The sequence below is a fragment of the Paenibacillus glycanilyticus genome (assembly GCF_051200795.1).
Lineage (GTDB): Bacteria > Bacillota > Bacilli > Paenibacillales > Paenibacillaceae > Pristimantibacillus > Pristimantibacillus glycanilyticus.
Genome location: NZ_CP195155.1, coordinates 3,405,792 through 3,418,050, shown reverse-complemented (window position 1 = coordinate 3,418,050; position 12,259 = coordinate 3,405,792). Strand labels below are relative to the sequence as shown.

Below are 12,259 nucleotides of genomic sequence, written 5' to 3'. Positions count from 1 at the left end.
ATTATTATCTCCTTTCCCCTTAGCGCACCGTGATAGGGCTTTGATAAGCTAAACCAACTCTTTTTCTATAAAAAGCTCCTCCGAGCTCAAGATGGTCCAACATGCAGGTTACGACATCATCATAGGTTACATCGAGCTCTTGAAGCCGGCTGAACAAGTGACCGGCTATATCAGCCTCGGAATATTCCTTGATCGTCTCCGGCATCGGAATGGGCAAAGCATCCGTTGTAACATGCAGATGAGCATGTGCCGGCAGCTCGTTTGAATCGATCATAGTACCCGGACACATGATGGACCAGTCAAGCTTCGTCTGCTGCAGCCTTTCGAGATTCCGGTTGTGATTCTTATACTCGGGCGGAAAGCCGGGTAAATGGTTGCCGATGAGGTCCGTATTCGGAATATCCAGCAGGCCGGCTCCTCCCATCATCCATACCCGTCCGGAGAAGCTGGATTGCCATTCGCATTGGCTGATCATGTTATCGACCATACGAATAAACTCTTCTCCCTGACCCGCATGGCCGGCTGCAAGAATAGCGGCGTCTTGATGCGCGAGCGCCTCACCGACACTCGCCGGGTCCAAAATATCGTCTTCGATCACCTTCACAAGCTTTGCGTAATGCTCGCCTAGCTGTTCGTAAAGCTTTTCGGCATTTCGCACGAATGCGGTCATTTCATGCCCCCTTTTTATCCCCTGAACCAACACTCTTTTTCCCGTATTGCCCGTCGCTCCAAAAACAATCAATTTCATTGCTCGTTCCTCCTCTTGAATAAACCCTAATATTGGTTAATTCAAGCTTAGCACCGCTGCAAAATGTTGTTAAGAACCCACTTTAAAGTAGGGTACTAACTTAAAAGTAAGTATCAGGATTGAAGCCGCAGGAAGACAAAAAAAAGCTGCCCGGGATGTGGCAGCCTGTTGTTTGAACCAGCTCTATGACGCTGACTCTTCATATTTCCGCTTATTATGATTTTCTCCCCAAGCACACATCGCTTCCGCTACGGGAATCAAGGTTTTGCCATACTCGCTTAGCGAATATTCTACCCTTGGAGGGACGTCGGGATAGACCGTTCTGTCGACGATGCCTTCCCGTTCCAAATCACGGAGATGCTGCGAGAGCATTTTTTGGGATACATCGGGTATTAGCTTTTCCAGGTCGTTGAATCTCTTCTTGGATTCCATCAGATGCCATAAAATAAGAGGCTTCCATTTGCCGCTTAAAACATGAAGGAGCGTCTCGACCGGACATTCACGCTGATGAATCATTGACGAATCATCCCCTTACATATGAAGGACTGTATTGCCTGAAATTAACATAATAAAATTTTATGCTAGCACGGCAATCAAGTCAATCATTGAAAGACCTAATGACCTTATTCCTTCACCATTCGGTTCGTAATGCTGCCGAGTTTCTCAATCGAGATCGTGACCATGTCCCCGTCCTGCAAATAAACTTGCTTCTCCGGCGGGTAACCAAGCACGACGCCTTCCGGCGTTCCTGTAAGAATGATGTCTCCCGGCAATAGCGTCATATGCTGGGAAACGTAGTTTACAATCTCTCTGCAATGGAAAATCATATCGGACGTGTTGGAGTTTTGGCGAATTTCTCCGTTTACGGTCGTTTGGATCGCCAGGTTGTTTGGGTCGCCTACTTCATCCGCCGTGACCAAGTAAGGACCAAGCGGAGAGAAGCCATCGCATGATTTGCCGAGCAGCCATTGTTGGCTCCTCATCTGCAGGTCGCGCGCGGAAATATCGTTGACGCAGCAATAACCGAATACATGGTCCAGCGCATTTTCTTCGGAAAGATACTTTGCTTGCTTACCGATGACGATAGCGAGCTCGGCCTCGTAATCCACTTTGCTCGATACTCGCGGGAGCGGTACATCGTGTCCGTGCCCCGTCAGCGTGTTGTTGAACTTGTTAAACAAAATCGGATATTCCGGAATCGCCGCATTTGTCTCCTCCGCGTGGCGGCGGTAATTGAGGCCGATACAGATGATTTTTTGCGGGTTCGTGACGCAAGGTCCGTAGTTCAGCGAATCCTCTTCGAGCCAATAGGAGCTCGCGCGAGCGGCGGAAGAGGCTTTTTCCGCAAGCCTGCTGAGCGCTTCTACAGCCGGCTTTCCTTCGGCAATGACGGAATGAACATCCGTTGGCACCTTGCCGGCCATACCGAGCTCCCGTGCGGAGGAGGCTACGTCGAGTACTCCTAAGTCCGTTTTAATTCCAAGTTTATATTCGCCGTTCTCTATAAAGGTTAATAGTTTCATAAGTTCCTCCTATGCATTTTTTCCGAATACGACGCCCCCGTCGATATATAACGGGGATCCCATCATGAATTTAGACTCATCCGACGCGAGGAATACGGCGGCTTGCGCAACGTCTTCCGGCCTGCCCAAGTCACCGCTCAGCTGGCGTTTGCGCAGAGATTCGTAGGCTATATGGGGATCGTCATACGATCTTGCTAGAAAATCTTCAACAAACGGCGTTAGTATCGTTCCTGGCAGCAAGGCGTTTACGCGAATGTTGTAGGGGGCGTAATCAACTTGCATCGATTTAGTAAGGGCCAGTACGGCACCCTTTGACGCCGAATAAGAGGCGCGGCGAGCAAGTCCAATCTCCGCAATGCAAGACGACATATTGATGATGTTACCGGATTTACGCTCCATCATGCCGGGAAGGACGTATTTGCTCATTAGAAAAACGCCGCGTACGTTTACTTCAATTACCTTGTCCCATTGCTCCGGCTCGGTCTCGTGGATGGCGCCGACACCGCTGATTCCCGCATTATTGAAGAGCACGTCGATACGGCCGTATTTCTCATGCGATTGTTTTACAAGCTCTTGCACGGACTGCGGATCGGCGACGTTCGCTTGAATGAATGTCGCCTTTCCTCCTTTGTCGCGGATCTGCTGCGCGGTTTCCTCTCCGTTAACGGCATCAAGGTCGTTCACGATAACGAAGGCGCCTTCCTCGCCGAAACGAAGCGCCGTACTTCTGCCAATTCCCGATCCCGACCCGGTTATCAAAGTGACTTTATCGATTAATCTCATGGGGTGCCTCCGATCTTATTGTTAACGAATGCGATATTCGTCGAAGTATCGAGGTAAGATGGTCGTTGAAGCACCCGGCATTTGCGGCAGCACGTAACGTCCGTCCTTCACCGTTGCGGGCTCTTCGAAAATATGCCGGATCCACGGTATATATTCGAGCATGATGGCGCTTGGCGTCGAGGCGACGAGGTGCTGGTGAATTTGGCCCATATCGCCTACGTGAGGACAAATCGGCACGTCATAGGCTGCAGCCAAACCGGCTACCTGAAGCCATTCGGTAATACCCGCGACGCGGGTTACGTCCACTTGGCAATACTCTAACGCGCCATTGTGGATATAATCCCGGAAGGCATACTTGTTGTACACGTGCTCGCCTAAAGCAATCGGTACGTTAAGTTCGTCAGCAAGCTTTTTATGTCCTATAATATCGTCCGGATTGAGCGGTTCCTCCAGCCAGAACAGATCGAATTCCTCCAGCTTTTTGCCCCAAGTCATCGCCGTATTGATGTTCCATTGCTGGTTGACGTCGATCATGAAGATCACATCGTCGCCGATCGCTTTGCGCACTGCCTTGCAGCGGTCATAATCTTCGCGGGGATCCGGCTTGCCGACTTTGATTTTAACGCCCGTAAAGCCCGATTCGACAATCTCCGTTACGTCTTTAAGCAAACGTTCCTTTGACCAATTAAGCCAGCCGCCGTTGGTGTTATAGGCTTTGATAGGTTTGGATTTCGCCCCGCCGAGATACTGCCATAATGGCTTGTTTGATGCCTTCGACATGATGTCCCAGAGCGCGATATCCACCGCTGCCAAAGCCATGTGAGTCACGCCCGACCGTCCGATCCAATGCATTTTCCCGAAGCGCATCTCATTCCACAACTCTTTCACCATAAACGGATCTTTACCGACGAGAAGCGGAGCATAGTATTTGTCGATCGTATCGACGATCATATCGTCGCCGTGCGCGCAGGTACCCGTGTAACCGTATCCAATAAATCCTTCATCCGTATGAATCCGAACGCCGGATAATCCCCAGTGCGTGGCTACGTTAATGGCATCGGTAATCGGGGGTGTAATCGGGACATGCAGAACAAAGCTTTCTACTTTTGTGATTTTCATCTTCACAAGCTCCCTCGTATGTATATTATGGTTATCTATTAATAACCAAGCGAAGCGCCGCCGTCGACGGGAAGAGCAACGCCCGTCACGAAACCGGATGCATCGCTGGCCAAAAAAAGTGCGGTCTGAGCTACTTCTTCCGAAGTCGCAGGTCTGCCCAAAGGATGCATGGCGTTCAAATTCCGGACGGTTTGAACCGGATCAGCCTGTTGGCTGATCCATTGCTCCAGCAATGGCGTCGTAACGCCAGCGGGACAAATGCAGTTAACGCGAATGCCGTAGGGGGCGTAATCCAGTGCCAAAGCCTTGGTCAGGGCGTTCATCCCGCCTTTGGTTGCGGCATAGACCGGATTCATTTTTTGCCCGATCAGACCATTCAGCGAAGACATATTGACGATGGATCCCCGCGTTTTTTTGAGTTCCGCGATGGAATGCTTGATCATCAGAAAGACGCTTTTCAGATTCACGTTGAAGATTCGATCCCATTCCTCCTCTTCAACCTCTTCCAGATATTTAGGCATGATGGCTGCTGCGTTGTTGACCACAATATCGATGCGTCCGAATTGAAGCACCGTCTCTTGCATAAGCCGCCGAACCTCTTCGTCCTTGGACACGTCGGTCTGAACGGCGATGACACTTCCGCCATTGATCTGGATTTGTTCAATTAAGCGTGCTGCATCGTTCGCTTTTCGGTCAGCTATAACCACGTTTGCTCCTTCCGATGCGAATAAGCGGACGATGGCTTCCCCGATGCCGGATGAACCTCCGGTGACAATAGCCGTTTTACCCGATAACTTCATCTTTAATCCTCCTTTATCATGTATCGTACATGATTCGAGATAAAAAAACTTATACAAAGAACGCACGCGTCCGTTTGTACGAGTTTTCCAGATGCTGCTTGAGTGCTTGTTCCGCTGACTGCTGATCCCTTACCGTGAGGAATTCAACGATCCGCATATGTTCTTCCCACTCGTCTTGAATGAGCTGAGCGTTCAAATCCTTTTGGTACAAGGCCAAATATCTTTGAATTTTCTCAATATAAGACTCGATTAAGCTTTTCAACGATTGGTTGCCGCAGTGATTCAGAATCAAGCCATGCAAGCTCTCATTCATCTGAGCAATAACCTGAATGCGCTGCTCGCCCGACGATAGATTGGAACGCGGGAACTCTTCCATCTCTCTTTGCAATTGTTCCAATTGGGAAGCCGGAATCGAATGAACAGCTTTGCGGATAGAGAGACACTCCAGCTCCATTCGGATTTCGAACATTTCGTCCAGCTCTTGCAGCGACAGCTTGGCTACGAACATGCCTTTGAATGGCACCGTGTCCACCAAGCCTTCGGCTGCTAATCGGGACAGCGCTTCGCGAATCGGGATGTTGCTGACCTCGAGATTGCGGGCCAACTGATCGATATTGATTTTCTCGCCTGGCGCAATCTCGTGGTTTAGAATATGGCTTTTAAGCAGCGTATAGATTTCTTCCGTTAGTACGTAACGATTTAAATTTTTTTTCATCACATCATCGCCTTGCCGTTTCATATATCATACACGATTCATTCTAGCTAATGTTTCCTTTTATTGCAACACTGTATTTCTCCCCCCTTTTCTATGTCCCAAGCTGCAACAAGATTCCGAGTCACGCTACCATCTCACATTTGTCCATCTATTCTGGCTTTCGGTGCGATAACGTTGAACCCACTGCTCCGCATACTCATCAGCGAGCTTATCGAATGCCGGCGGAGCTATCTTCACGCCTTCTGTCTGAATACCGAGATACTGAAGCACTCTCAGGACCGTACCTTCATAGTCCTCAATGAAGTCTTCGTAGACAACAGTCATTGGGGAGATACCGTTTTTCGAGAAGAAATCTTCAAGCGCAGCCTCAAACATGACACTTTCTTGAATGAGCTGATGTATCGCATCGTAATTGTATTGATCTTCAAGGTTACATTCCTTCGGCTGTGTGCCTGCGCTTCGATGCCATTCTTCCGATACGATGGCTCTCCACCACGATACGGCTAGTCTTACTTTGTTGCGGCGGGTCATGAAGATATGTTTGCTGCAATTCGGGAAGGCCGTACTCCACACCTCCGCGCTCGATATTTCGGATGACAGATTGAACATTTCTCGGAACGCATCGATCCATCGCTGCTCGTAACCGATTTTAATGCCAAAGATTCCATTCGGGGTTGTACCATGCTGCCATATATTCTCCAGATTTTCTAAACGAAACGTTTCAGGATCGTTCCACCCGTAATGCAGCCATTCTGATGGGTCGCCTGCTACGCCTGTCGAAGCGAGCGCTTTATTGAGAAGCGTGCTGCCCGTGCGTTGGGAGAACCATAACGTATAGCTTTGCAATGGTTTTTTCATTGAATTTCCTGCTCCTTTTTAATGGATTGAATATTTACGATTAATAAATTCAACGAGCTGCTGCGCGCATTGAGCGATCGACAGGTGCTCCGTATCCAGGATTAGTTCCGGCTGCGAAGGCGGTTCATAACGTGAATCGATGCCGGTAAATTCTCGGATTATACCTTCTCGTGCTTTACGGTACAGCCCTTTGGGATCTCGTTGTTCGCATGTGTCAAGCGAGCATCGCACATACACTTCCGTGTACGAATGCGCATCGAAACGCCTTCGAATCTGCGCTCGCATTGCCTCCGTGGGCGTAATCATCGGAACGAGGACGATAAAGCCAACATCCAAGAACATGGCAGTTACCTCAGCTGTACGCCGCAAGTTTTCCGTTCGATCCGCCTCTGTATATCCGAGATCAGAATTTAGCCCTGCCCGCAGCTTATCGCCATCAAGCACGGCGCAATGATAACCGCGATCGAGCAATAACCGCTCCACCCGCTGACTGATTGTCGTTTTGCCAGAGCCGGATAAACCGGTAAACCATACAACCCCGACACGGTGGTTAGCGGCAAGCTTACATTCATCCTGCTTGATCATACTCTCTCCTTTCTGGGTAATAACTTGATTATTAATGGGGAACGTTTTCTATTTTAGCAACCGCTCCTCATTCAAGAATAGGCAACAAACCGTTCAATCCATTCTTGACCTATACGAAAGCCGCATCGGAGCAGGTCCTATGCGGCTTAAGGTTATAAACTTCTTCTATTTTGTTTTGGCATATACTATTTTTTTAATCGTGTCGCATGATAGATAGAAGCGTTCCGTAAGCTGCTCGATTGTCGCTCCTTGCGAGAATAACTCCCGCATTTCGCCAATACGCTGTTCAAGCCTCTGTCTTCCGCCAGATTTGACGCCCCAGCCTATACGGTCTCCCTCAGCCTTCGGCACGTACATCATGACGCCATTCATATATTTCTGAACTTCCCGCAGCAGCTGCTCCGGCAAGACCATGTCCGCTTTAACATATTTCATGATAGTTGCTCCACTCCTACGTAATAGATTCCATTACACTAGGGGCAAAGCCTATCACTATAAACGTTCAAGCTGCCTAACACACAGGCGGTTAATTAAAACTGATATTACGCTCTATACAAACAACCGCCGTTGTTTATAGTGTAGACTTTGCACAGAGCAGCGTTTCTTCGATCATCGGCAGTACCTCCTCATTCGCATCCATTTATCGTGTTCCTTATGATTGAGATATTAAAGTTAATTCCTTATATTGTAAAGGGATACTCTATTTTTCGAGAGGCTCTCTGACCATTATCCCCCTTCGATGCTTATCTGCTGTAAAGCAATGGGAAATATTCATTATTGAAAGGCTGCCCGTCATAGGGCCGAGGACCTATTAATCGAACATTGTCATGTCTGCCCCTGCCCGATTTGTATACTGTATCTCCGGGCATCAGATGCGCAACAATGGAAAGCCGCGGTTGCTCTGACAGATTTGGTCCGGAACCGTGGAATGTTAATCCATGGTGGAAGCTAGCCTGGCCGGCTTTCAATATGCACGGCTCATCCTTCCATTCCCCCAACCCGGAAAACTTCTGTTTAAGTCCGTCCAGATCCTGGTCGAAAAAAGCAGCGCTCCCTTCAACGACTCCCCATTTGTGGGAACCCAATATCGTTCTCATTCCCCCATTGCTTAGATCGGTATCCTGCAAGGCAATCCAGACGGTTACCATATTCGATGTACTGCTGCATTTCCAAAAGCCATAGTCCTGATGCCATCCAACATTGCCCGCCATCGTTTCCTGACCTGCTGCACTAGGCTTGTAGATGACTTGATCATGCCAAAGTCTAATCGAGGATTCACCGATCAAATCAGCGGACATGCGTCCTAAATCCGGATGGGTAACAACATGTTTAACCTCGTCATTAATCCACCAGCCGTTATCGTGTTTTCGCAACGCTATCTTATTCTCGGGAATGCGAACATCATGCATGGGGTAACCGTCGCCATCGAAATCGGATGCCCATATCCGTTCATGAGCCAGTCGAAGCTTTTCAATCATCTCGTCATCAATAAGCTTAGGGCTGATCCAATAACCATCGCGTTCGAAATCCCGTTTATCTTGCGCAGTTACTTCATAAGGAATAAAACCCATCATTCCACCTCTTCGTCTATAATTGTTGATTCTCCCTTAAGATATCAACTTTTTTAGACTTTGACTTCCCGGAAACTATCGAATAGGATTTTGTACATAGATATGATTTGACACAAGGAGACTTGCCAATGACAGCCGGGAAAGACCGTTCGGGACGTTGGGTATATGATGGGGAGGAAAAAGGCAATTCCGGTGCCGTACAGGTTCCGGAGCTTCTTATGCTTGGCTATGATCATTTCACCGAAGCGCTAAGATTGTCTCATCATGAGCATGATGGAGCCTTTGAATTTGTGTTCGTAGAGAGCGGGAAAGTAACTTGGGAGGTCAATGGACAGGATTATGAGACAAGGGCCGGCGAGATGTTTCATACGCGGCCGAATGAGCCTCACCGGGCGCGTATGGACTACATGGAGCCCTGCTCGATCTGGTGGATGATTGTAAAACGGCCTTCAGCGGATTCCTCATGGCTTGGTTTAAGCGCGATTGAAGTCGATGCCGTCATAGAAAAACTGCATAATCTGCCTAGGGTTTTGCGGACCAATAATCAATTGAAAATAAGCTTCCGAAGGCTGAAGCAAGTTCTTCAAACGGAAGCGCAGCCCTGGCTCAAGCTGAAAGTCCGCCATATGGTGCTGGATCTGATTCTTAACATGACCGAGCCTCCTCCGGATTTGCATATCCCGGAAGATCTGCATGCCGCTTTGCGTTCCATTGTGGAAAACATACAGCGAAACCCCGAGAAGCATTGGAACAACCGGGACATCGCTGCCTCCATTGGGGTGAGCGAATCCCATTTTTACCGATTGTTCCGGGAAAGCTTTGGCCAGTCGCCTTCTTCATTCGTGGAACGTTCACGCGTAGAGTATGCCGCTCAGCTATTGGCGCATTCAGATACTCCCATTACGAGCCTTGCTTTAAGTCTTGAATTCAAGACCAGCCAGCATTTCAGCACAGTGTTCAAAAAAGTGACCGGCATGACTCCCAGCAAATGGCGGGCTGCGCATCATAAACCAACCTAGCAATAAATGAATTTGATCAGCATGAGAATGGGACCGATTCCTTAATGACATGTCCAGGAGCGGGCTCAAACGGAACGAAGCCGGCCATATCCCGCGCCCGGCATTCGATTCGGCCATTCCGCCCTGCAAGCAGCACGTTCCGCGTTTCGGACGCCCGGTCAGTCGGCAGCATGTAAGCCGATACGTGAGTGAAAGATTCACGCAGCGTTGCGTGAAGGGCGCCAATCAGCCGGTCGCTAGGTCCTTTGCCGGTCACGTTCAGCAAAATCATCCCTCCGGAGTCGAGCTTCTCCGCGGCTGTCGCAAAGAAACGGTCCGTTGTCAAATGCCTCGGTACGCCAGTGTCCGTGAAGGCGTCCACGATGATGCCGTTGTACAACTCCGCTTCCTCGCCTTCCAAAATACGGCGTCCGTCACCGATCGCGATCAATTCCCCGGCGGAACCAAAATATTGTCGGCTGGCTTGGACAATTCGTTCGTCGAGCTCCGCGGTCTTGAACCGTTCGCCCCGGCAATGCCGGGCGATCGTCCCGATCCCGTGTCCGATTTGAAATACGTTCTCCAGCCCCGGTTGGTTATGTTCCAGCAGATGGAGGATCGCCCGTGGATATTCGAATACGATCCGCTGTGGATCGTCCAGATCTAGCGCTCCCTGCACGGCCGCATCCGAAAATTGCAGCACCCGGAAGTTTCCCTTTTTTCCAAAGAGCTCGTCTACGTCGCCTACGACAAATCCGTCGCGCTCTTCATCCATGGCTGCTTCATAAAGCACGCGCATGCCGCTGGCCTCCTTTCGTTATTAGCTCGCCATCCTATAGTTTTGGAAATGAATCTTCTGCTAGAACCGGCAATATCCTCCTTTCCCGTAAAAAATAAAAAAGCCTAAAGTATACTTAAAGGTTAAGCATACGCAGGCCTAAATCCTATTTGTTGATCGGCAGAATCATTTCAACCATCGTTCCTTTCCCGACTTCACTCTCGATTCGCATCGTTCCTTTATGATTCTGGATGATTCTCATCGAAACCATTAATCCCAACCCTGTTCCTGTTTCCTTCGTAGTGAAAAATGGATTGCCGATCTTGGCTATGTCATCATTCGGGATTCCATACCCCGTATCTTTAATTCGAATGTTTATATGATTTCCCATTTGCTTAGCTTGCAGAGTTACTTCTCCGCCTTTAGGCATGGATTCGATGGCATTCTTAAAAACATTGATAAAGACTTGATTGATACTGCTTTGACATTGAATCAACGGCAGATTGGCGTCGAATTCCTGCTTTATTTGAACATTGTATAGGTTGGCTTGTCCCTCGAATAATCTTGTAACGTGAGTTAATAGATGAACCAGGTCCCTTAACTCATAGACCTCATTCGACGGCTTGGCTAACACAAGAAGCTCGCTTACGATCTCATTGATCCGGTCGATTTCCGATATCATGACATCATTACGCAATTTCTTTGAACCATCCCTATCCTCTTTCAAATACATTTGCATAAATCCTCGCAGGCTGGTTAGCGGATTTCTAATTTCATGAGCGATCCCGGCCGCAAGCTCGCCGATCAAGGAGAGCTTCTCCGATCTCCGGATTAATTCTTCCGAATGAACCCGTTCGGTTACGTCGCGTCCCATGCTGATCACATGCTGAATTTCTCCCGCGGCATTTCTAATCTTCTTAGAGTGAGCTTCTTGCCAGATGTAATGGCCGCTTTTATGCCGAAGACGGTACACGAATATTCTGCTATCCGATTGGTCGGGATTGCCCCGCCTTAACCAGCCGCCGTTCAAATCATCCGGATGCCAATACTCATAGGCGTGCTTCCCTATTAGTTCTTCCGGTTCGTATCCGATCTGGTAACGGGCAGCTGGCGAGACATACGAGATAATTCCGTCGGGAGTTAATCGTAATATCACGTCTTGCGAATGCTCAGAAATAAGCATGTGCAGCTCTTCAATCCTCTTGTACTCTTCTTCCTTCTTTTTTTGCTCCGATATATCTACGATTTGGGAAATGAAAATATGATTGCCATCAATCCCTTGTACATCCCTCTCGACAGTCACATTTAGAAGTCCCCAAATGATGGTCCCGGATTTATGAATATACCTTTTTTCGATTTGATCACCATCGATCTCACCCTGTACCATTCTACGCCATAATTCCAGATCTGCTTCTAAATCGTCAGGATGGGTGCCGGAAAAAACGGTTTGATTTATTAATTCACTTTCGTTATATCCTAACATGCTGCATAAAGAAGGATTAGCTTTTAAATAACGTCCATCAAACGATAACAAAGCCATCCCAATTGGAGATTTCTCGAATGCATGCAAAAAAAGATTATGGCCGTTAAAATTTGGATACATCTAATCCTCCGTTGAAAAGCAGTTGATCCTCAATAAGGCATTATACCAGCCAATCTCATTTGCTTCCATATCTCTTGCTTTTCCATGCACGGATATTAGCCGGCAATATGAACGGAGCACTCCGCAAAACAGGAAAATTGTACCTGAAAACGCTTAACTGTACCTTGTCCGGGACTCC

Annotated in this window: 14 protein-coding genes; 1 reads left to right on the top strand and 13 read right to left on the bottom strand. The window is 48.4% G+C overall.

Annotation, left to right across the window (positions count from 1 at the left end; translation table 11 throughout):
- Positions 1 to 19: 19 nt before the first annotated feature.
- The 11 genes from ACR9FF_RS15715 to ACR9FF_RS15665 form a co-directional block, all read right to left on the bottom strand.
- Complete coding sequence (locus ACR9FF_RS15715) at positions 20 to 748, bottom strand: NAD(P)-dependent oxidoreductase (RefSeq protein WP_435162844.1); 729 nt, start codon at positions 746 to 748, stop codon at positions 20 to 22.
- 183 nt (positions 749 to 931) lie between these two features.
- Positions 932 to 1,264 (bottom strand): winged helix-turn-helix transcriptional regulator, encoded by a 333-nt coding sequence (locus ACR9FF_RS15710; RefSeq protein ID WP_127496324.1) that lies wholly within the window; start codon positions 1,262 to 1,264, stop codon positions 932 to 934.
- A gap of 107 nt (positions 1,265 to 1,371) precedes the next feature.
- The gene (locus tag ACR9FF_RS15705; protein ID WP_127496323.1) at positions 1,372 to 2,271 is read right to left on the bottom strand and encodes a fumarylacetoacetate hydrolase family protein; all 900 of its coding nucleotides are present in this window, start codon (positions 2,269 to 2,271) and stop codon (positions 1,372 to 1,374) included.
- A 9-nt stretch (positions 2,272 to 2,280) separates the two neighbouring features.
- Complete coding sequence (locus tag ACR9FF_RS15700; RefSeq protein WP_435162841.1) at positions 2,281 to 3,054, bottom strand: SDR family NAD(P)-dependent oxidoreductase; 774 nt, start codon at positions 3,052 to 3,054, stop codon at positions 2,281 to 2,283.
- A 21-nt stretch (positions 3,055 to 3,075) separates the two neighbouring features.
- Positions 3,076 to 4,173: a mandelate racemase/muconate lactonizing enzyme family protein gene (locus tag ACR9FF_RS15695; RefSeq protein WP_435162839.1), complete on the bottom strand. Its 1,098-nt coding sequence runs from the start codon at positions 4,171 to 4,173 to the stop codon at positions 3,076 to 3,078.
- A gap of 38 nt (positions 4,174 to 4,211) precedes the next feature.
- On the bottom strand, positions 4,212 to 4,973 hold the full coding sequence (locus tag ACR9FF_RS15690) for an SDR family NAD(P)-dependent oxidoreductase (RefSeq protein ID WP_435162837.1): 762 nt from the start codon (positions 4,971 to 4,973) through the stop codon (positions 4,212 to 4,214).
- Between the two features lie 49 nt (positions 4,974 to 5,022).
- On the bottom strand, positions 5,023 to 5,688 hold the full coding sequence (locus ACR9FF_RS15685) for a GntR family transcriptional regulator (protein ID WP_435162835.1): 666 nt from the start codon (positions 5,686 to 5,688) through the stop codon (positions 5,023 to 5,025).
- 126 nt (positions 5,689 to 5,814) lie between these two features.
- The gene (locus ACR9FF_RS15680) at positions 5,815 to 6,546 is read right to left on the bottom strand and encodes a Stf0 family sulfotransferase (protein WP_435162833.1); all 732 of its coding nucleotides are present in this window, start codon (positions 6,544 to 6,546) and stop codon (positions 5,815 to 5,817) included.
- Positions 6,547 to 6,564: 18 nt separating this feature from the next.
- Entirely contained in the window at positions 6,565 to 7,131 is a 567-nt protein-coding gene (gene cysC, locus ACR9FF_RS15675; protein ID WP_435162831.1) for an adenylyl-sulfate kinase, read from the bottom strand.
- A 165-nt stretch (positions 7,132 to 7,296) separates the two neighbouring features.
- The gene (locus ACR9FF_RS15670) at positions 7,297 to 7,566 is read right to left on the bottom strand and encodes a CD3324 family protein (RefSeq protein ID WP_435162829.1); all 270 of its coding nucleotides are present in this window, start codon (positions 7,564 to 7,566) and stop codon (positions 7,297 to 7,299) included.
- A 308-nt stretch (positions 7,567 to 7,874) separates the two neighbouring features.
- Positions 7,875 to 8,705, bottom strand: coding sequence for a phytanoyl-CoA dioxygenase family protein (locus ACR9FF_RS15665; protein WP_435162827.1), 831 nt, complete (start codon positions 8,703 to 8,705; stop codon positions 7,875 to 7,877).
- 125 nt (positions 8,706 to 8,830) lie between these two features.
- Here ACR9FF_RS15665 and ACR9FF_RS15660 point away from each other — a divergent pair, with 125 nt between their 5' ends.
- Positions 8,831 to 9,721, top strand: a complete 891-nt coding sequence (locus ACR9FF_RS15660; RefSeq protein ID WP_127496315.1) for an AraC family transcriptional regulator — start codon at positions 8,831 to 8,833, stop codon at positions 9,719 to 9,721.
- 16 nt (positions 9,722 to 9,737) lie between these two features.
- Here the strand turns inward: ACR9FF_RS15660 and ACR9FF_RS15655 are convergent, their stop codons facing one another.
- Positions 9,738 to 10,499, bottom strand: coding sequence for a spermidine synthase (locus ACR9FF_RS15655; protein ID WP_127496314.1), 762 nt, complete (start codon positions 10,497 to 10,499; stop codon positions 9,738 to 9,740).
- Positions 10,500 to 10,644: 145 nt separating this feature from the next.
- Positions 10,645 to 12,081, bottom strand: a complete 1,437-nt coding sequence (locus ACR9FF_RS15650; protein WP_317979589.1) for a PAS domain S-box protein — start codon at positions 12,079 to 12,081, stop codon at positions 10,645 to 10,647.
- Between the last annotated feature and the right edge of the window lie 178 nt (positions 12,082 to 12,259).